A 19,410-nucleotide genomic window follows, 5' to 3' on the forward strand; every position below is an offset into this window, starting at 1 on the left:
TTACATCTCCGGAATATGGATTAAAACAGGATGATCGTAAAATCATCCGGGAATTACCTCTTTTAGGGGTAATTTTTTTTTGTGCCGTCTGCGAAAGATTTAAGCTCAAAATCTTTTTCAAAAACTCCGTATGTAAAATAAGAAATCCAGTCTCCGAGATTGATATATTTTGCATTTTGCTCCAAATCCAATATCATCGGAAGATGGCGGTGGCCATAAATAAAATAGTCAATTTTCTGGGTTTTCAGTTTTTCTTTTGAATAAATGATCAAAAACTCTTTATCTTCTCCCAAAAAAGCCTTGTCTTCATCTCCCGAGATCATTTTATTTTTCTGAGACATATACAATGCGATTTTCATTGCGATATCGGGATGAAGCCATTTGAAAAACCATTGTGCAACAGGATTTGTAAAGACTTTTTTCATTCTTTTATATCCTTTATCACCAGGTCCCAAACCGTCTCCGTGAGCGAGCAGAAACTGCTTTCCGCCCATCTCAAAATATTGCTTTTTATAGAAAACCGTACATCCGATCTCTTCTTCAAGATAATCTTTCATCCATAAATCATGATTTCCGACAAAAAAATAAATGTGAATTCCACGATCTTTTAATTCTGCAATTTTACCCAAAACACGCACATATCCTTTAGGAATTACATGCTTCCATTCGTGCCAGAAATCAAAGAGATCTCCCATTAAAAACAAAACCTGAGCATCTTCCTTAATCTCATCCATCCAACGAATGAATTTCTCTTCACGAAGCTTGCTTTCTTTCGGGTTTGGTGCACCAAAATGCTGATCTGAAGCGAAATACACTTTTTTTCCAGGCTCTAAATTGATGGTTGTCTTTAACACCGTTTGAGTTTTTTATGAATAAATTATTGATTGTCTTCCGCAAACCATTCTCCGTACGAGTTTTCGGTTTCATGAAGTTTAAGATAAGCCAGAGAGACCCCAGCCGGAAGCTTTGATTTTATTTTTGCAGCAATTGCATACAGCATATTTTCACAAGTCGGCTGAAATGTGCAGTAAATCACTTTATGACCTTGATTTTCAAGACTTTCTCCCAATTCTTTATGTGGAGAAATTCCGTTGATGAGCACGGCATGATCCCAGACATCTACAATTTCAGATTTTACGATACTTTTGATATCACCAAAATCCACCACCATCCCGTTTTTCGGGTTTTCCAAATCATTTACAGGCTTCCCTTTCACTGTTACAAACAGTTTATACGAATGCCCGTGCATATTTTTACATTTTCCATCGTAGTTATACAGCACATGCGCCGTCTCGAATGTAAAAATTTTTGTAATACGTATCATAGTGCAAAGATAAGGAATTTGGTTTGAGTTTTGGTTTTGTAAAATGTAAGGAAAAACTAAATAACTGATTGATTAATTTAATAAATAGCATATTAAAAATTCAATTTATCCAGCCAGTCACTTTCCAGCCTTTTAATTCTCTGTGTTTTTATATCGATCAAAACCCAAAGAGTATCTGAATCTACAACAAGCTTGTCATTACAGTAAAATTCAACTTTTCTCGGCTGTTTGATTCCTTCAGGCGGTTTTGGATATGTTTTAATAGTAATAATCTCTCCTAAATATACCTGCTTTTTGTATTGAATATGATGATCCAGAAGCATCCAGATGTCTTCAGGATATGGAGTTCTTTCTTTTACAAAATCCCAATGCTCACCGGCAATTTCTTCCATCCAACTTACATATTGCACATTATTGACATGATTATTCTGATCAATATACTCTTCCGTTACCTTTATTTGCTTTTGATAAATTAAACTCATTACTTATTTCGGCTTCATTACTATTCAAATATATGAACTTTATACTTTTAATTTTAATTTCAAGCGAAAAACCTTCCCATAAAATGAGAAGGCTGACATCAAAAATTTATTTAAAGGAATAATTAATGGAATTGTGCCGTTTCTGTAGAATCTTTCATGGCAACGGTCGCTGAAGAACCGCTTGTCACCACATTCTGAACCTCGTCAAAATAGCCCGTTCCTACAAAAGACTGGTGTTTTACGGCTCTGAAACCTTTTTTCTGCAATGCAAATTCGCGTTCCTGAAGTTCTGAATATCCGGCCATTCCTTTTTCTTTATAAGCCAGTGCCAATTCAAACATCGCCGTATTCAATGCATGGAAACCTGCCAAGGTTATAAACTGGAATTTATAACCCAATTTTGCCAATTCTTCCCTGAAATTCAGCATTTCATCAACAGAAAGTCTCGCTGCCCAGTTGAAAGAGGGCGAACAATTATAAGCCAGCATTTTTCCGGGAAATTTGGCATGAATCCCTTCTGCGAATTTTTTTGCCTGTTCCAAATCCGGGTTTGAAGTTTCCATCCATATTAAATCTGCATAAGGAGCATAAGATAAACCGCGATCAATCCCTTGTTCTACTCCATTTTTTACAACATAAAAACCTTCAGAAGTTCTTTCTCCCGTTACAAATTTTTTGTCTCTGTCGTCAATATCCGAAGTAAGCAAATCTGCCGCATCGGCGTCTGTTCTTGCAATAATTAAACTTGGAACACCTAAAACATCAGCTGCCAAACGCGCTGCAATCAATTTATTAATCGCTTCCTGAGTCGGAACCAACACTTTTCCGCCCAAATGACCACATTTTTTCGCAGAAGACAACTGATCTTCAAAATGAACTGCCGCTGCTCCGGCTTCGATCATTTGCTTCATCAATTCATATGCATTGAGATTTCCGCCAAAACCTGCTTCGGCATCAGCAATGATGGGAACCAGATATTCTTTCTCGCCACCACCATTCACCGATTGGATCTGATCTGCTCTCAATAACGCATTATTTATTTTTTTCACCACAGAAGGCACTGAATTCGCGGGATACAAAGATTGGTCGGGATACATTTCACCCGATAAATTGGCATCAGCTGCCACCTGCCATCCTGAAAGATAAATCGCTTCCAGACCTGCGTCAACCTCCTGTACGGCCTGATTTCCCGTCAATGCACCAAGTCCGGCCACGTAATCCTGGGAATTTAATTTATCCCAAAACTTTTTTGACATTTCCGTCGCAATTGTATAGTCCAACTTATACGAACCTCTTAATTTAAGTACTTTTTCTGCTGAATACGGTCTTTTTATTCCGTTCCAACGAGGATTTGTCAGCCAATCCTGCTCTATAACCAGGATTTGTTCTTGTCTTGTTTTCATATTTTTTTTAGGGTTTAGTTAATAGGGATTAGGGTTTAGCATAAAGTTGTGAGTTGATAAAATTTAGAGTAAAACTCTCAAACACTCCACTCTCACACCTCAAACTTAAATAAAGGGATAAGCCTTTAAGGTTAAAAATTCTTCGAAGTTTTCACAAAATATCAATTCATTGAAAAGTTCTTTTGCGAGATTGAATTTTCCGTTTCTGAAGCGTTCTTCACCGACATATTTTTCAATTTTCTCCATTTCTTCAAACTCCCATTGAAGAATCATTTCGCGGGTCAGTGTTCTGTCATCAATTAAAACTGCTTCATTTTTAAGCCATTGCCAGATCTGTGTTCTTGAAATCTCTGCCGTTGCAGCGTCTTCCATTAAATTATAAATTGCGGCAGCTCCGATTCCCATGAGCCAGCTTTCGATGTAAAGAATTCCGACATTGATATTCTTTCTGACTCCGTTTTCCGTAATTTCTCCTTTTGGAATTTCCAGTAAATCACTTTCTTTGATCTGATAATCAAACTTTTTATCAATCTGATTTTCTGAAGGCATATATTGATCAAAAATCTTTTTGGCAACTGAAACCAAAGCAGGATGCGCCACCCAAGTTCCGTCGTGACCGTTTTTCACCTCTCGTTCTTTATCGTTTCGGACTTTTTCAAACGCCAAACTGTTCGCTTCATAGTTATTTTTAACAGGAATCTGCGCAGCCATTCCGCCGATCGCATGGACGTTTCTTTTATGACAAATTTCAATCACCCTTTTCGAATAAGCGCTCATAAAAGGTGAGGTCATGGTCACCTGATCCCTGTCCGGAACGATGAATTCAGGAAGATTTCTGAATTTTTTAATGAAGGAAAAAATATAATCCCACCTTCCGCAGTTCAGGCCTGAACTGTGTTCTTTTAATTCAAATAAAATTTCATCAATTTGGAAAGATGCCGTAATTGTTTCAACCAAAACCGTCGCTTTGATTGTTCCTTGAGGGATTTCCAGGTAATTTTGAGAAAAAACAAAAACGTCATTCCACCAACGGGCTTCTTTGTAATGTTCCAGTTTCGGAAGATAAAAATATGTCGCGCTTCCGTTTTCCAACAGCCGTTTTATATTTCTGAAAAAATAAATTCCAAAATCAATCAATGAAGCCGAAACTTCTTCGCCATCAATTTCAAGATGTTTTTCATTTAAGTGTAAACCTCTCGGACGAACCAGAAGAACAGCCGTTTTTTCATTTAACTGATAAGCTTTTCCGTCTTCATTTGTAAAATCAATTTTGCGATTAATTGCATCAGAAAGATTGATTTGTCCTTGAATGCAGTTATTCCAGGTTGGCGAATTGCTGTCTTCAAAATCTGCCATAAACGTTGACGCACCGGAATTCAAAGCATTAATGATCATTTTCCGGTCAACCGGTCCCGTAATTTCAACTCTGCGATCCAATAAATCTTTTGGAAGTGGCGAACACCCCCAGTTTCCGTTTCTGATTTCCTCCGTTTCAGGTAAAAATTCCGGAAGACTTCCTTTATCAAATTCCAGTTGAGCTTTTTTTCTTTCTTTCAAAAGTTCCAGCCTTTTTGGATTAAAATTTTGATGAAGTTCCACTAAAAAGTCCATTAACCCAGAAGAAAAAATTTCTTCAAAACGGCTTTCAGCTTTTATTTTTAATTTTGTCTTAGTTTCCATAACCTATTGATTTTGTGATTTGATATTACAAACATAAATAAAAACTTTTGATATTTAGCGAACGTTCGCTATTTTTTTTCAAAAACAATTATGCTAATAATCGCATCTATTTATTTATATTTGATTCATGAATTCAGACAGTGATTTTATTAAGACCGTTTTTGGTTTAAAACTGAAACAGCAAAGGCAGAAGAAAAACTGGTCTCTGCAGGATCTTGCTATAAAAACGGGGTTGTCAAAATCTTATCTGAACGAGATCGAAAACGGCAAAAAATATCCTAAACACGACAAAATCATTCAACTTTCAGAAACTCTGAGCTGTACTTTTGATGATCTGGTTTCAACTAAGCTTGATAAAAATTTAGCACCCTTTAATGAAATCTTGCAGTCTGATTTCTTTAAAGAAATTCCATTAGAGCTCTTTGGAATCAATAAAAACAATCTGATCAGCATTATCAGCGATGCACCTAAAAAAGTGACCGCTTTTATCAATGCATTGATTGAAATTTCACAGAATTACAACTTAGGGAAAGAAAGATTTTACTTCGCTGTTTTACGGTCTTTTCAGGAATTGTATGATAATTATTTCCCGGAAATCGAGGAAAAAGTCGGTCAGTTTGCCGAAGAAAATCAATTGGAAATCAATAAAAATTTAAAATCTGAGACTTTAGAAAATATTTTGGTTGAAAAGTTTAATTATACCATTCAATCAGAAGATTTTGATGTGTATGGCGCTTTGGATAATCTTCGTTCATTATTTATTCCTGAGAAAAAATTACTGCTTCTTAATTACAAGCTTGAAAAAGATCAGAAAACTTTTATTTTGGCTAAAGAAATCGGATTCAATGTTTTAGAATTAAAAAATCGTCCAAATACTTATTCCTGGCTTGATTTTGGAAGTTTTGAAGAAATCCTGAACAATTTCTACGCTTCTTATTTCGCCGGCGCTTTACTGATTTCAAAAAAGCAGATCATTGAAAATACATCCAATTTTTTCTTACAAAACAACTGGGAACCAACAAGCTTTGAAAAACTTATTGAAAATTTCACCCATTCGCCAGAAACTTTTTATTATCGGCTGACCAACGTACTTTCTTCCGAACTGGGAATTAAAGACCTGTTTTATTTATGTTTAGTGAAAAAGGAAAATTCCGATAAAATACAGATTTTAAAAGAGTTACACCTCAACCATCAACAGGCTCCACACGCGAATGCAACCAATGAACATTATTGCAGAAGATGGATCGCTGTGAAAAACCTTCATTATTTAAAGGAAAATGAAACATTGACGGATGCCCAAATTTCACATTATAAAGATCAGGGAATAAGCTATTTAGTAATCTCAACCTCACAGAAAAATCCGTTTTCCGATGGAAGTAACCGAAGCTATTGTTTGGGAATTTTGCTGAATTCGCAGACGATTAAAAAGATAAACTTTATTAAATCTTCAAGTTTAAAAACAATTAATGTTGGTGTGACTTGTGAGTCCTGTAGCATCGCGGATTGTGAAGTGAGACAAGCTCCGCCGATTCGTCTGGAAAAGGAATATTTTAATTTAAGCATGAAAAATGCTGTTGAAAAAATGAGAAAAAATATTTTAAATTGAATCAATAATATTTTCATTAAGAAATTAATGCCAATTAAGAAAATCAAATATATTTTAAAGCTTAAGTATTGCTAAACTTAATATCCTTAACATCTTAACAGAAATCTTAATGGGTAAAATATTTCAAACTTCCAGCATTGTACTTCCATCTTCAGCCAATTTATTATATTAGCAGCTTCAAACGCACAAATGATTTTAGATTTATTTTTCCCGAATCGTTGCATTCACTGCAACCGGATTATTGATGCAGACTTACTGGTTTGCAGCCTCTGTTTTGAGCATATTCATTTTACACATTTTAACTATTTTGAGGAAAATGGGATAAAAGAAAAATGTAAACTGCTGTTTCCTGTTGAAAATACGTTTGCTTTGATGCAATTTGAAAAAGAAAATCTAAGCCGGAAAATCATTCATGAATTAAAATATAAAAGCAGGGAAAAGGCTGGAAAAGTTCTTGCTGAATGGACGACGGAACAATTAGATTTCAAAAATGAAAAACCTGATTTGCTGGTTTCCGTTCCGCTTCATGCGAAAAAAACTAGAGAAAGAGGATATAATCAATTGCATTTATTCACGGAAACCCTTTCAAAATTTTATAATATTCCGTTTGACCATGAGTTGATAAAGAGGAATTATTATTCCAAAGCTCAGGCTTTAAAAGACAAAAAACACCGTCTGGAAACGGAGAATACTTTTTCAATGACTAAAAATATTTCAGGAAAACACATTCTTTTGGTTGATGATGTTTTTACCACTGGAAATACGCTTTCGTCGATTGCCTGGGAAATTTTAAATTCAGGAAATAATAAAGTAAGTGTTCTGGTGATGGCGATAGACGAGTAAAATTTGAGTTTTGAATTATAAATTATAAGTTATGTTACTTGTGAAATTTTAATTCTTTATTTCAGATGTTTTTGTTAATTTTCAGCAAACTTATAAGTATGAAAAATCTGATTTTATTGCACGGTGCTTTGGGCCACAGTGATATATTTAAACCTTACCTAGAAGCGCTTTCAACATATTTCATCATTCACACACCTCTATTTTCCGGACATGGCAATGTTGAGTTATCCAAAAATGGAATTACAATTGAAAAATATACTGAGGAATTGGCAGAATTTATTGAAAAAGAAAATTTAGATGATGTTTATATTTTCGGGCACAGTATGGGTGGTTATGTTGCGCTTTGCTACGCCTTAGAAAATCCTGAAAAAGTGAATTCAATCATAACTTTGGGAACAAAATTCGACTGGACGGAGGAACAAGCTTTGAAAGAAAGTAAAATTTTGAATCCCGATGTGATTGCAGAAAAAGTCCCGAAATATGCCGAACAACTGGAGCATCAACATGGTCCGCAATGGAAACAATTGCTTCCCGCGATGGCTGAAATGATGGTTTCTTTAGGTAAAAATCCACCGTTGAAAAGTGAAGTATTGGCCACTGTTGAAATTCCTGTTCAGATTATGGTTGGTGATAAAGACAATATGGTCAGTTTGGAAGAAAGTATTGAAGTTTACAAAAATCTTCCGAATGCAAAACTGGCTGTGCTTCCTGACACAAAGCATCCCATGGAAAAAGTACGCCCGAATTTGTTATCTGATCTCATGAAAGATTTCTGGAATCTTACTTAAGATTTATTTTTAAAATTAAATTTATCTCTGGAGTTTTTCGCCGTAGCTTAAATCGCCTGCATCGCCCAATCCGGGTGTGATGTAGCCTTTTGTTGTTAAATTTTCATCCATTGCGCCAATCCAGATTTTAGCATTTGGATATGCTTTTTCAATGGTTTCAACCCCTTGTCTTGAGGCGATGGCTGCTACGATATGCAATTGAGTCGGTGTTCCGTTTGTCAATAAATCTTTAAGTGCTTCGATTAAAGAAGCTCCGGTCGCCAACATCGGATCCGCAACGATTAAGGGTCTTCCCTCAATATTCGGGCACGTTAAATAATCCTGTTTTATTGAGAAATAATCATTTGCATCATGCTTTCTGTAGGCAGCGACGAAACCACAATCGGCTTTGTCGAAATAATTTAAAATTCCTTCAAATAAAGGAACTCCGGCTCTCAAAATAGTTGTAATAACGGGCTGAACCGCAATTTCCCGGGCTTTGATTGTGTCTAAAGGAGTATTAATTTCAATTTCTTTCGTTTCTAAATCTTTACTGATTTCAAAAGCTGCAATTTCCCCGATGCGCTCCATATTTCTGCGGAACCGCATTCTGTCTTTCTGAATTTCGATATTCCGAAGCTCGTTGATCCAGGAATTAACTAAAGAAAACTGTTCCGATAATACAACTCTGCTCATTGTTTTAAAAAAATTTAATCTAATTTATAAATTTTAATCTGAATATACACTTTTAATCATCATGTTATTTTTAACGCAAAGCACAAAGATTTCTTTACTACTAACTGTTCAAATCAAAGATTCATCAATTCTTTAAAATCTGTTAAGCTTATCTTTCTGAAAAATCAACTTTGTCAAAGATTTTCAACTTTGACAAAGTTTTCCGAAGCGGCTAAACGTGTTGAAAGGTGCAGCCCGACTTGAGTGGAGCACATTTTGTAGTTTTTGGAATGGGAAAAGCATTGGCAAAAACTACAAAATTGCGGGAACGGAAGGCGGAAACAGCTGTCCAAAAAAAATCCCTCTTAGAAATTCTAAAAGGGATCATTTTTTATTTTTGTCTGAAGTAAACCTCGATCGGAACTCCGGTAAACCCGAATTCTTTTCTCAGCTGGTTTTCAGTAAATCTTTTGTAGGCTTCTTTTACGTATTGCGGTAAGTTGCAAAAGAATACAAACTGCGGCGACGGTGTCGGAAGCTGTACACAATATTTAATTTTAATATACTTTCCTTTATTGGCCGGCGGCGGAGTCTGCTCAAAAATCGGAAGCATTACTTCGTTTAATTTTGAAGTTTTAATTTTCTTCTTACGATCTTCATAAACTACCATTGCCATTTCTACTGCTTTTAAGATCCTTTGCTTCGTCAAAGCGGAAACGAAAAGAATTGGAATATCGCTGAACTGGCCGATTTTATCTCTGATTGATTTTTCAAAATCTCTTACGGTATTGGTTGTCTTATCCTCAACAAGGTCCCATTTGTTGACCACAATTACAATCCCTTTTCTATTTTTCTGTGCCAGACCGAAAATATTCATATCCTGAGATTCCCAACCTAAAGTAGCGTCAACCATGATGATTACGACATCAGAATATTCAATAGAACGAATGGATCTCATTACGGAATAGAATTCAAGATCTTCATTTACTTTAGATTTTCTTCTCATTCCGGCTGTATCTACCAGCACAAATTCGTATCCGAATTTATTGTAAAGCGTCTGAATACTGTCTCTTGTTGTTCCTGCCACATCTGTTACAATATTTCTGTCAGCGTCCAGCAAAGCATTGGTTAAAGTAGATTTTCCTACGTTTGGACGACCAGCAATTGTAATTTTAGGCAATCCTTCAAACGGATCTTTATAATCTGTCGTCGGGAAATCTTTAACAATATCATCTAAGATTTCTCCTGTTCCGGAGCCTGTTGCAGAAGATAAAGTGTAGTATTTTTCAATTCCTAATTGGTAAAACTCGGTAGCAGCTATTTCTTCTTTTGCAGAATCGACTTTATTAATAACAATATAAACGGGCTTGTTTGATCTTCTGAGAAGCTCGTGAATTTCGTAATCCGTATCGGTAAGACCTTCTTCTACATTCAACATAAAAATAATAGAAGTCGCTTCATCAATAGCCAGCTGAACCTGTTTTGAAATTTCTTCCTGGAAAATATCATCGTTATTCACATCATAACCTCCGGTATCGATAACGGTGAAATCTACCCCGTTCCAGTCTGATTTCCCGTAGTGACGGTCTCTGGTAACCCCTGCTGTAGAGTCTACGATAGCCTCTCTCCTCTCCAATAAACGATTAAATAACGTGGATTTTCCTACATTGGGACGCCCAACGATAGCAACAATATTTGACATAAAAAATGTTTAATAAAATAATTATTAATGAGTTACTCCAACTTTTGGAGCTCAATTTTTTGCAAAGATAAGGTTTTAAATTTTAAGCTTTAAAAAATATGGCCTTTTTAAAAATATTTTACTTAAAATAATACTTTGTTTATCAATTGAATAGACATTTTTTAATCAAAATTCCTGATTTTTTCTGTAAATTGATTTTTTTAATACGGAAAATTTTATAAATTCGCACCACCAAAAAAAACAGACCTATAGTGTAACGGTAACACTCCGGTTTTTGGTACCGTCATTCGGGGTTCGAATCCCTGTGGGTCTACTTAAAAAACCACTTGTACATCAGGTGGTTTTTTATTTAAGCAGTTTTTTGGATTTATATTAAATCATAATCATTATTTGTCGTTACAAAATAATGCTCAATTGTTTCTTTTGCTATGCTGCATAATTGCAGTAATTCTGATTTCGATACCTCTTCAAAAATAAAGTCGTTAGAAGTATTGATGATATATTCTGTCACAATTTCAACATCCATAAGCTCGGTATAAATGAGCTCATTTAATGTATTTAAGCTTGATTCTTTGCTGAAAAGAGGGATTTTTTTACTGATAATATCTTTAAATTTATATAAACGAATAGTTTTCATAACTGATAATTTTAAATTTTATTGACTGATTGGTGCCCGTAATTAGAATAGCATTCTCATGTAATCAAATGAACGTTTCAAAATGATTTTAACAATAATTAAAAGAAATATGAATAATATACGATAAAATTATTCTAAAACTTAAAATAATTTCTAAAACTGTAAAATCAAGTTGATAATAAAAATTCAGTTATGATAAAAACCTATTCTCTGTGGGATTAAAAGCCATCCGAATTTGGATGGCCTTCCTTTTTTTAAATTAATACCTTGAAATTACCGCCCAGGCTGATCCCGTACTTTGTACAATAATTCCTCTTCCAAAATTACTGTTATTTAAATCATAACCTGAAAAATTGCCGCCATTCATTCTAAAATTTCCGGCAATATTTACAATTGATGCCGTATCATTTATCAGATTGTAAATTTTCCCAAGATTCGCTGTATTTGCAACCGGAAGTGAAATATTTCCCGTAACAAGAACGGTATAATCATCCGTCCCGATCGTTCCTGAAGCCAGATTTCGGATCTTTGCAGTATTTCCGGAGGATATTTTTACCCATTTATTCACCGAAGGATTGCCGTCAAAATAAAAATATCCCGTAGAGGTAACGTCTGAAGTCTGCCCGCCCGGTGAAAGATCAGGGGTTGTAACATATACCAGAGCTCCGGTCTGAAAAGCCGTATACATCTTTGTTTTAAGCTGATCTCCGGAGATTCTCGGCGCAATGATACCGTCAAATTTTGTTTGGTCTGCAGGATTTCCGACAACGTCAAGCGTTGCATTTGGAAGTGTAGTATTAAACCCAACCTGGGCAAAAGCAAATGAACCTGTTACTAATAAAACAGGAAATAATCTTTTTGTCATATGTTTGTTTTTTCAGGAACAAATATATTTTATTTTCAAAAACAATCTTACTTTTATACATAATTAATTATAAAATTTCGCAATTATGAAAAAAATACTCGTTGTAGTTCTTGTCGCTTTTATCATGATCCAGTTTTTTCCGATTGATAAAAAGAATCCTCCTTTAGAACCCGGAATGGATTTTTTAAAGATTAAAAACACCCCTCCCGAGATCGCAAAGATCATTAATACATCATGTTATGATTGTCATTCACATGAAACAAAATATCCGTGGTATTCTAATTTTGCCCCTGCTTCATGGTTGTTAAAAAATCATATCAATGAAGGGAGAAAACATTTAAATTTTTCCACTTTTGCGGTGTACGAACCTAAAAGACAGGCACACAAATTGCAGGAATGTATAGAAATGATTGAAAAGAAAGAAATGCCTTTAGAATCATATTTCATAGGTCATCAGAACGCAAAATTAACGGATGAGCAAAGACAGGTATTAGTTAAATATTTCAAAAAAATAAAAGAAGACACCGAACGGTCAATGGTGTTTTAATATAAAAATCATGCAGGAAAATTGGCAAAATAAACATATTGTATTTTTTGACGGAGATTGCGGTGTCTGCAATTTCTGGGTGCAATGGATTTTGGAAAGGGATACAAAAGATCAATTCATGTTTGCCTCGCTGCAATCGAATTTTGGGCAGAATTTTCTATCTGAAAGAGGACTTAATAAAAAGGAATTCAACACCATGTATCTTTGGAAGCCGAATCAATATTATCTGATAAAATCAAAGTCTATTTTAAAAATTGCCGATTTATTGGGCGGAATTTATAAGTTTTCAGCAATCGGAAAAATTTTCCCGGCTTCTTTAAGTGATAAAATTTATGATGTAATTTCCAGAAATAGAATGAAGCTGGCGAATCAGAAATGTTATCTGCCGACGCCTCATCAAAGAGCTAAATTTATTGAGGTTTAAAATCTAAATAAATGATAAATGCTTCGACTTCGCTCAGCACGACATCGCTACAAATATGCTGCTGAATAAACACAGTTAGTATTAGAGATGTCATGCTGAGCGAAGTCGAAGCATCTTACAATTTATAGTAAAAAAAGACTGCTTCAAAATTGAAACAGCCTTTACTTAAATTTATTGATTTAAAGACCAAACAGAATAAGAATTCGGTGCACATTGAATTTTCACCCACTTATCACCCTGTGTCGTTGGATACCAACCTGAGCTTCCGGTAAAATCTTTAATCTGCTGACTGCTCCAATTAGTTTCTACCCATCTTTCCTGCCAGCTTGACGAATTATTAATGTACACGACAAGTCCGGGATTCCCGTTGTAGCCGTTTCTTCTGGCGACATATTCATCATTATCGGTGTAAAGAATCGAGGTCGTTCCCGTTGCTTTGTTGTTGTGAATCCAGATCAGATTGTTTAATCTCTCTTTGTTCAGCCACTCTTCATAATCTCTGTAGAAAATTGTAGGATACCCTTCATGTGTCAAAATATAAGCATACGCCAACATTTTATTATTGATAATATCCGTATCGTGGTTGGCAACGAAAGTTACAGCTTTGAAAGGATTTCTTTTCCACATCATATCGTCGTTTAAAGCATTTAAATTTCCGTTATCAAAAGCTTCATCCATCTTATAATAAGCTGCAAAATCAAATACAGAGCTGTTCGCATTATTAGCCCACCATTCCAGCGTATTTACGTTTGAATCCCACAATTCTCCGACAGAAAATCCGCCAACGTTTGAATTCCAGTTATTAACAACCCACGGTCCGAAACCTTTCACATAATCAAATCTCCAGCCGTCAAATTTCATAACATTTTTATAATATTTCCCGACAGAATCGTCTCTTACCCAAAGCCAGTCCTGCACGTGAGGATTAGCATGACAAAGATCAGGGAAACCTCCGAAAGCACCTTCATCATTATTCCCGTAAGAATTTTTATAAAAATCATTGTAATTTCTGGTGAATTTTCCTGAAGCTACCCCTGAAAAATTCGTCCAGGTATTGGTTCCCGTGTAAGGATTTGCTTCCGATTGCCCGCCACTGTTGTGATTAATGACAATATCCGCATATACCTGCATATTTTCTGCATGGGCTTTTGTGATTAATCCTTCCAGTTCTGTTCTTGAACCAAAACGGGTTTCTACGCTTCCATTTTGATTATAATTTCCAAAATCATAATAGTCTGTAGGATCATACCCCATTGAATACGCACCATTTTGCGCTTTTGAAGCAGGCGGCAGCCAAATTGCTCCAATTCCCGCATTGGACCAGTCGGTTACTTTTCCTTTAACGGTATTCCACCAGTTTCCGCCATCGGGAACGTCCCAGTAAAATCCCTGCATCAGAACTCCGCCACCCGGTCCTGAAACAAATTTTGAATTTGCAGATCCGCTTCCTGTGCTGAAAGGTCTGCCATCATGATGAGTAACATTAACCGTTTTGTTATGTACCTCCAGCTGTTTTGAGGTTTCGTTAACAATTTCATCATTGTTCTGACAAGAGCTGACTAAGCCCAATGCCAGAAGTGAAAGTAAGAAATGTGTTTTTTTCATATCGAAAGTTTTAATTATTAAACTATTAACTAAAATACAATTTTCTTGAAATAAATTCTAACCGCAGTGAAATAATTTAACTTTTAAAAAAAAAAGCATTGGAAACTTTATTTTCATTTTTCATTAAAAAATCATAAACTTTTCACATTTTCGGTACAATTTTTCCATTAATCCATATATTTGCATACTATGGAATACAATACCCAAAAACCTCAGCTTCATATGCCGGAATACGGCAGAATAATTCAACAGTTGGTTGAGCGTTGCAAAGAGACTTCTGACAGAAATGAAAGAAGCGAAATGGCAATGGCAATTATCGATTTTATGGGTCAGAGAAACCCGCAGCTTCGTGATGAAGAAAATTATAAGCATAAACTTTGGGATCATCTTTTTATTTTGGCTAATTATGATCTCGATGTAGATTCACCATACCCTTTTCCTACCAGAGAACAGCTGGCAGAAAAACCTAAAACAATGGAATACCCTAAACTTCAGGGTGATTTTAAATTTTACGGAAAAAGTATTCTTCAATTAATAGAAAAAGCAATAGAACTTGAGCCCGGCGACGAAAAAGAAGCCCTGATCGAGGTAATTGCCAATAATATGAAGAAATCTTATAATGTTTATAATAAAGAGCACGTAACGGATGATGTGATCTTCCGCCATTTGAAAGAGCTATCCGAAAACAGACTGGATCTTACAGGAATAGAATCTCTCGAAAAAAGCAAGATCTATTATTCTACCAACAGCAACAGAAATAACAACAATAACGGTAGGAATAACAACAACAGTAACAGAAATAATAACCCGTCTAATAAAAGGAGACACAATAACAACAACAATAATCATAAAAACAGAAAGTAAAAATGAGTGGAACATTTCAAATAAGAGGAGGAAAAAGACTGCAAGGTGAAATCACTCCACAAGGAGCAAAAAATGAAGCTCTACAGATTTTATGTGCTGTGTTGTTGACAGACGAAGAAGTTAGAATTAAAAATATCCCCGATATCCATGATGTTAACAGACTGATCGAAATCTTAGGTGATTTTGGTGTAAAGGTTACCAAAAATGGTCATGGTGATTATACTTTCAAGGCTGATAAAGTCAATTTTGATTATATAAAATCAAACGAATTCAAAAAAGACGGAGCAAAGCTTCGTGGGTCTATCATGTTGATGGGTCCGATGTTGGCAAGATACGGTGAAGCGTATATGCCGACTCCGGGTGGCGACAAGATCGGAAGAAGAAGATTAGACACTCACTTTCAAGGGCTTGTAGAACTTGGCGCTGAGTTTCATTATGATGAAGACGAATTCTTTTATTCATTAAAAGCTAAAGAACTTAACGGTAAATTTATTTTACTGGAAGAAGCTTCCGTTACAGGAACAGCCAACATCATCATGGCGGCAACTTTAGCAAAAGGAAAAACAAGAATTTACAACGCCGCTTGCGAACCTTACTTACAGCAACTTTGTAAGATGCTGAACAGAATGGGTGCCAACATTTCAGGAATCGGCTCCAATTTAGTAACTATTGAAGGGGTAAGCCACCTTCACGGAACTGAACATACGATGCTTCCTGACATGGTAGAAATCGGGTCGTGGATCGGTCTTGCAGCCATGACAAAATCTGAGATCACCATCAAAAATGTAAACTGGAATCAACTTGGCGTTATCCCAAATACATTCAGAAAATTAGGAATCGAGCTTGAGCAAAGCAATGATGATATTTATATTCCTGCTCAGGAAAATTATAGAATTCAGAAATTCATTGACGGTTCGATTTTAACGATTTCCGATGCGCCCTGGCCGGGATTTACTCCGGATTTGCTGTCTATTATTTTAGTGGTGGCCACTCAGGCAAAAGGAAGTCTTCTGGTTCATCAGAAAATGTTTGAATCAAGATTATTCTTCGTTGATAAACTGATCGATATGGGCGCTCAGATTATTTTGTGTGATCCGCACAGAGCGACTGTGATTGGTTTAAATCAAGAAGCTCCGTTGAGAGGAACAACAATGGTTTCTCCTGACATCAGAGCCGGAAACGCACTTCTTATTGCGGCACTTTCTGCAGAAGGAAAATCAATTATCCACAATATTGAGCAAATCGACAGAGGGTATGAAAATATTGACGGAAGATTAAAAGCAATCGGAGCTGATATTGAAAGAATTTAAGATAAGAAATTAGAGGTTAGAATTCAGATATTAGTTTTAGCCTGTATTATAAAGTAAAAGCGTTCAGATTTTGAACGCTTTTTATTTTGAGAAGTCCGGATTACCAGCCTCCGCCTCCACCGCCTCCGCCACCTCCGCCGGAGAATCCACCACCACCGGAGCCGCTGCTTGAGCTTGACGGTTGCGTAGATGCAGATCTTATGGAATTGGTAAGACTTGAATTCAGGGTATTTCCAAAGCTTAAATGATTAATAGAGCTTCCGATGTACCACGAGTGGACATATTGCGTTCCGTTCGCCATATTTTTTATCATCGTTTCAAATTTCTGCCCCCAAATATCATCTACCCCCAAAACCATTGCAAAAGGCAACAAAGTTTCGAAAACCTGTGGCGTCATCTGAGGAGGATTGTGAAATTTCAACTGCTCGTTTTCGGCGGCGCCCATGTACATTTTAAAACCTTCAATTAAAGATTTTTTCCTTAATTTTTCTTCTGACGGCCTTTTAATTAAATATTGATAAATCATCAAAGAAGTAAATCCTAAAACGATAAAGAAGTAACAAACACTAAAATTAATAAGCTCACCTCCACTATTTCCGACCTTAATGAATCCTATCAATCCAATAAGAACAAAAACCGGAACAGGAATTAAAATTTTCCATGAAACTCTGTTTGACAAAAATGATATGACAAAAAATAATATTAAAGAGATTACGTAAATAGCAATTCCGCCAGCCATTTTTTCCGGTTCAGGATCTATTTTATAACTTATAAATAAACCTAAAGCATAAACAAACGTCATTATTAAAATCGGCACAACAACTTTTGAAAAATTATTTCCTTCATTTAAAAATTTATCATGCTGGAATTGTAAGGTTGCTTTGAAATTATTGACTACCGTTTCAATTTTTGAGTTATATTTTCCGTCGAATTTTATACTATCATTCCCTGTGAAAAGTGTATTCATTAAATTAATTTCTTCCTTTGGCAAGGACTCGTCCGGCTCTTTCAATTTATTTAACGTAAATGTTTTTGTACTGAAAAAACCTAAAATCCCGGAATCCTCCCCTTCAATTATTTTTAAATATCCTTTTACAGCAAGATTCACGATCGCCGCCGTTAAAAATTTATTTTTAAAACTTTCATCCTGCAAATATCCCAATGAAGACGGTGAAAGATTTTCCGGAACATTGAATTGAGGATAAACCGTCGGTTTTTCAGGATCAACGCCATATTTGCTCCATGTTGAATAATAATAAAGAATTAATCCTAAAAATATAAGAATTGCTGCTATTAAAAGTCCAAATTTTTCAAGAAAACTGGGCGGCGGTGGCGGAATCATAATCCCTTTCTGAAAGCCTGCCGCAATGGTTAATCCTTCATTCGGTCCTAAGTTTGCCGCAGACCATTCCATTGAATTATCTGATAAAACTGTAGCGCTGCAATTTTGGGAATTATTCCCGTAAGAACCTGTATAACATGAATTTTGAAGAATTTTTGCTCCTTCTGGAAGTGTGACTTTTGCAGAAATGGTGTCGATTGCAAAATCCCAAACCGTTCCGTTGACGTTCCAATAGATTTCGTCATATGTATTGAAGAATCCGATTTGGTTTTCTGTTTTATATTTTATTTCATATTGATAATCGCCTGGACTTAAGATTACATCTTTATTTCCAACATAGATTTTGAGATAACCGTCTTCAGTTTCTTCATGATAATCTTCCTCTGCTCCGTCTCTTTTTACGGAGATAATGTCATATTTTACTTTCTGAGTTTTGTTATTTAAGTTTCTGGATAAAGGTAGAGCACGATAAATTCCTCTTTTGATGTTGATTCCAAGACTATGAACATTGATATTTTCCGTAATCGTCAACGCAGATTTTTTATCAACATTGATATCAGAATGAAAAGAGGTAATTCGTTCAATTCCCGATTTACGATCTTCTATGCTGTCATTTTCCTGCGAAAAAGCCAGCGTAAAAAACAGCAGATAAAAAAGCAATAAAAACCTTTTCATTCTTTAAAATTTTACGGTTGGAACTTCTCTCTCGGCAATATTATCCAATTCAAAAAACGGAGATTTCTCAAATTTGTACATATTAGCGATTATATTACTAGGAAAAGATTCTACCAATGTATTATTTTCACGAACGGTTCCGTTATAATATCTTCTTGATTTTTCGATATCGTTTTCTATGGAAGTCAGCTCAGACTGTAATTGCTGAAAATTGGCATTAGCTTTCAAATCAGGATACTGTTCAGCCACAGCAAATAAATTCATCATTGCCTGATTAAGGTTTTTCTCTGCAGCTTCTTTTGATTCTACAGAATTGGCTCCTACAGCCTGATTCCTGGCTCTTGTGACACTGTCCAGCGTTTCTCTTTCGTGAGTTGCATAGCCTTTTACCGTTTCTACCAGATTCGGGATAAGGTCGTGACGTTTTTTAAGCATGACATCAATACTGCTCCACGCTTCCTGAACGAGATTTTTCAATTTTACGAGACGGTTGTAAATGGAAACTCCGTACAGAAGAAACAGGACAGCTAAAGCAATTACAATAATTAGAGCGATCATAGGTTTTGATTTTAATTTAGCTTAAAAATAAACCTTTTTATTGATAATTTACAATAAAAAAAAGCGCTCAGTAAACTGAACACTTTCGTAATTAAAACTAT

The 19,410-nt window shown here is 35.5% G+C and carries 19 protein-coding genes and 1 tRNA gene; 8 read left to right on the forward strand and 12 right to left on the reverse strand.

Translation table 11 applies throughout. The features are described from left to right. Positions 1-62: 62 nt before the first annotated feature. The 5 genes from BLT04_RS12025 to aceB all read right to left on the reverse strand — a co-directional run bounded on the left by BLT04_RS12025 (position 63) and on the right by aceB (position 4,889). Positions 63-854, reverse strand: a complete 792-nt coding sequence (locus BLT04_RS12025; protein ID WP_089756047.1) for a UDP-2,3-diacylglucosamine diphosphatase — start codon at positions 852-854, stop codon at positions 63-65. Between the two features lie 23 nt (positions 855-877). Further along, the gene (locus tag BLT04_RS12030) at positions 878-1,324 is read right to left on the reverse strand and encodes a 6-pyruvoyl trahydropterin synthase family protein (protein WP_089756048.1); all 447 of its coding nucleotides are present in this window, start codon (positions 1,322-1,324) and stop codon (positions 878-880) included. 92 nt (positions 1,325-1,416) lie between these two features. Continuing rightward, positions 1,417-1,806, reverse strand: coding sequence for an acyl-CoA thioesterase (locus BLT04_RS12035; RefSeq protein ID WP_089756049.1), 390 nt, complete (start codon positions 1,804-1,806; stop codon positions 1,417-1,419). A 122-nt stretch (positions 1,807-1,928) separates the two neighbouring features. Then, positions 1,929-3,209 carry an isocitrate lyase gene (gene aceA / locus BLT04_RS12040; RefSeq protein WP_089756050.1) on the reverse strand — a complete coding sequence of 427 codons (1,281 nt, stop codon included), beginning with the start codon at positions 3,207-3,209 and terminating at the stop codon, positions 1,929-1,931. 105 nt (positions 3,210-3,314) lie between these two features. Then, complete coding sequence (aceB, locus tag BLT04_RS12045; RefSeq protein WP_089756051.1) at positions 3,315-4,889, reverse strand: malate synthase A; 1,575 nt, start codon at positions 4,887-4,889, stop codon at positions 3,315-3,317. A 127-nt stretch (positions 4,890-5,016) separates the two neighbouring features. Between aceB and BLT04_RS12050 the strand changes: the two genes are divergently transcribed. The 3 genes from BLT04_RS12050 to BLT04_RS12060 all read left to right on the forward strand — a co-directional run bounded on the left by BLT04_RS12050 (position 5,017) and on the right by BLT04_RS12060 (position 8,126). Further along, positions 5,017-6,495: a helix-turn-helix domain-containing protein gene (locus BLT04_RS12050; RefSeq protein WP_089756052.1), complete on the forward strand. Its 1,479-nt coding sequence runs from the start codon at positions 5,017-5,019 to the stop codon at positions 6,493-6,495. 189 nt (positions 6,496-6,684) lie between these two features. Continuing rightward, entirely contained in the window at positions 6,685-7,338 is a 654-nt protein-coding gene (locus BLT04_RS12055) for a ComF family protein (protein WP_089756053.1), read from the forward strand. Between the two features lie 98 nt (positions 7,339-7,436). Further along, positions 7,437-8,126 (forward strand): alpha/beta fold hydrolase, encoded by a 690-nt coding sequence (locus BLT04_RS12060; RefSeq protein WP_089756054.1) that lies wholly within the window; start codon positions 7,437-7,439, stop codon positions 8,124-8,126. Between the two features lie 21 nt (positions 8,127-8,147). Here the strand turns inward: BLT04_RS12060 and upp are convergent, their stop codons facing one another. Then, the gene (gene upp, locus BLT04_RS12065; protein WP_089756055.1) at positions 8,148-8,801 is read right to left on the reverse strand and encodes a uracil phosphoribosyltransferase; all 654 of its coding nucleotides are present in this window, start codon (positions 8,799-8,801) and stop codon (positions 8,148-8,150) included. 370 nt (positions 8,802-9,171) lie between these two features. Next, complete coding sequence (gene der / locus BLT04_RS12070; RefSeq protein ID WP_089756056.1) at positions 9,172-10,482, reverse strand: ribosome biogenesis GTPase Der; 1,311 nt, start codon at positions 10,480-10,482, stop codon at positions 9,172-9,174. Positions 10,483-10,724: 242 nt separating this feature from the next. On the opposite strand from der, the gene BLT04_RS12075 reads away from it, so the two are divergent. Continuing rightward, positions 10,725-10,795, forward strand: a tRNA-Gln gene (locus tag BLT04_RS12075). Between the two features lie 54 nt (positions 10,796-10,849). Here the strand turns inward: BLT04_RS12075 and BLT04_RS12080 are convergent. Together BLT04_RS12080 and BLT04_RS12085 are read right to left on the reverse strand one after the other, a co-directional pair. Further along, positions 10,850-11,119, reverse strand: coding sequence for a hypothetical protein (locus BLT04_RS12080; RefSeq protein ID WP_089756057.1), 270 nt, complete (start codon positions 11,117-11,119; stop codon positions 10,850-10,852). A gap of 259 nt (positions 11,120-11,378) precedes the next feature. Further along, positions 11,379-11,984, reverse strand: coding sequence for a hypothetical protein (locus BLT04_RS12085; RefSeq protein ID WP_089756058.1), 606 nt, complete (start codon positions 11,982-11,984; stop codon positions 11,379-11,381). An 85-nt stretch (positions 11,985-12,069) separates the two neighbouring features. Here BLT04_RS12085 and BLT04_RS12090 point away from each other — a divergent pair, with 85 nt between their 5' ends. Together BLT04_RS12090 and BLT04_RS12095 are read left to right on the forward strand one after the other, a co-directional pair. Further along, positions 12,070-12,531, forward strand: a complete 462-nt coding sequence (locus BLT04_RS12090) for a heme-binding domain-containing protein (protein ID WP_089756059.1) — start codon at positions 12,070-12,072, stop codon at positions 12,529-12,531. 10 nt (positions 12,532-12,541) lie between these two features. Further along, positions 12,542-12,955, forward strand: coding sequence for a thiol-disulfide oxidoreductase DCC family protein (locus BLT04_RS12095; RefSeq protein WP_089756060.1), 414 nt, complete (start codon positions 12,542-12,544; stop codon positions 12,953-12,955). Between the two features lie 171 nt (positions 12,956-13,126). Here BLT04_RS12095 and BLT04_RS12100 read toward each other — a convergent pair whose 3' ends face one another. Beyond that, positions 13,127-14,560, reverse strand: coding sequence for an alpha-amylase (locus BLT04_RS12100; protein ID WP_089756061.1), 1,434 nt, complete (start codon positions 14,558-14,560; stop codon positions 13,127-13,129). 189 nt (positions 14,561-14,749) lie between these two features. Here BLT04_RS12100 and BLT04_RS12105 point away from each other — a divergent pair, with 189 nt between their 5' ends. Together BLT04_RS12105 and murA are read left to right on the forward strand one after the other, a co-directional pair. After that, positions 14,750-15,424 (forward strand): DUF4290 domain-containing protein, encoded by a 675-nt coding sequence (locus BLT04_RS12105; RefSeq protein ID WP_089756062.1) that lies wholly within the window; start codon positions 14,750-14,752, stop codon positions 15,422-15,424. 2 nt (positions 15,425-15,426) lie between these two features. Then, positions 15,427-16,734 carry a UDP-N-acetylglucosamine 1-carboxyvinyltransferase gene (murA, locus tag BLT04_RS12110; RefSeq protein ID WP_089756063.1) on the forward strand — a complete coding sequence of 436 codons (1,308 nt, stop codon included), beginning with the start codon at positions 15,427-15,429 and terminating at the stop codon, positions 16,732-16,734. A gap of 100 nt (positions 16,735-16,834) precedes the next feature. Here murA and BLT04_RS12115 read toward each other — a convergent pair whose 3' ends face one another. Both BLT04_RS12115 and BLT04_RS12120 read right to left on the reverse strand, forming a co-directional pair. Next, positions 16,835-18,751, reverse strand: a complete 1,917-nt coding sequence (locus tag BLT04_RS12115) for a DUF2207 domain-containing protein (protein WP_089756064.1) — start codon at positions 18,749-18,751, stop codon at positions 16,835-16,837. Between the two features lie 3 nt (positions 18,752-18,754). Then, positions 18,755-19,309 carry a LemA family protein gene (locus BLT04_RS12120; protein WP_089756065.1) on the reverse strand — a complete coding sequence of 185 codons (555 nt, stop codon included), beginning with the start codon at positions 19,307-19,309 and terminating at the stop codon, positions 18,755-18,757. Positions 19,310-19,410: the final 101 nt, after the last annotated feature.

The organism is Chryseobacterium soldanellicola (genome assembly GCF_900100115.1).
In the GTDB taxonomy this organism is placed as follows: domain Bacteria; phylum Bacteroidota; class Bacteroidia; order Flavobacteriales; family Weeksellaceae; genus Chryseobacterium; species Chryseobacterium soldanellicola.

Excerpts from the sequence above, each read along its gene's own strand:
- BLT04_RS12035 (WP_089756049.1), bottom strand. The coding sequence starts at position 1,806 with ATGAGTTTAATTTATCAAAAGCAAATAAAGGTAACGGAAGAGTATATT.
- BLT04_RS12030 (WP_089756048.1), bottom strand. The coding sequence starts at position 1,324 with ATGATACGTATTACAAAAATTTTTACATTCGAGACGGCGCATGTGCTG.
- BLT04_RS12060 (WP_089756054.1), top strand. The coding sequence starts at position 7,437 with ATGAAAAATCTGATTTTATTGCACGGTGCTTTGGGCCACAGTGATATA.
- BLT04_RS12085 (WP_089756058.1), bottom strand. The coding sequence starts at position 11,984 with ATGACAAAAAGATTATTTCCTGTTTTATTAGTAACAGGTTCATTTGCT.
- der (WP_089756056.1), bottom strand. The coding sequence starts at position 10,482 with ATGTCAAATATTGTTGCTATCGTTGGGCGTCCCAATGTAGGAAAATCC.
- BLT04_RS12080 (WP_089756057.1), bottom strand. The coding sequence starts at position 11,119 with ATGAAAACTATTCGTTTATATAAATTTAAAGATATTATCAGTAAAAAA.
- aceB (WP_089756051.1), bottom strand. The coding sequence starts at position 4,889 with ATGGAAACTAAGACAAAATTAAAAATAAAAGCTGAAAGCCGTTTTGAA.
- BLT04_RS12100 (WP_089756061.1), bottom strand. The coding sequence starts at position 14,560 with ATGAAAAAAACACATTTCTTACTTTCACTTCTGGCATTGGGCTTAGTC.
- BLT04_RS12115 (WP_089756064.1), bottom strand. The coding sequence starts at position 18,751 with ATGAAAAGGTTTTTATTGCTTTTTTATCTGCTGTTTTTTACGCTGGCT.
- BLT04_RS12055 (WP_089756053.1), top strand. The coding sequence starts at position 6,685 with ATGATTTTAGATTTATTTTTCCCGAATCGTTGCATTCACTGCAACCGG.
- BLT04_RS12105 (WP_089756062.1), top strand. The coding sequence starts at position 14,750 with ATGGAATACAATACCCAAAAACCTCAGCTTCATATGCCGGAATACGGC.
- BLT04_RS12090 (WP_089756059.1), top strand. The coding sequence starts at position 12,070 with ATGAAAAAAATACTCGTTGTAGTTCTTGTCGCTTTTATCATGATCCAG.
- BLT04_RS12095 (WP_089756060.1), top strand. The coding sequence starts at position 12,542 with ATGCAGGAAAATTGGCAAAATAAACATATTGTATTTTTTGACGGAGAT.
- murA (WP_089756063.1), top strand. The coding sequence starts at position 15,427 with ATGAGTGGAACATTTCAAATAAGAGGAGGAAAAAGACTGCAAGGTGAA.
- aceA (WP_089756050.1), bottom strand. The coding sequence starts at position 3,209 with ATGAAAACAAGACAAGAACAAATCCTGGTTATAGAGCAGGATTGGCTG.
- BLT04_RS12120 (WP_089756065.1), bottom strand. The coding sequence starts at position 19,309 with ATGATCGCTCTAATTATTGTAATTGCTTTAGCTGTCCTGTTTCTTCTG.
- BLT04_RS12050 (WP_089756052.1), top strand. The coding sequence starts at position 5,017 with ATGAATTCAGACAGTGATTTTATTAAGACCGTTTTTGGTTTAAAACTG.
- upp (WP_089756055.1), bottom strand. The coding sequence starts at position 8,801 with ATGAGCAGAGTTGTATTATCGGAACAGTTTTCTTTAGTTAATTCCTGG.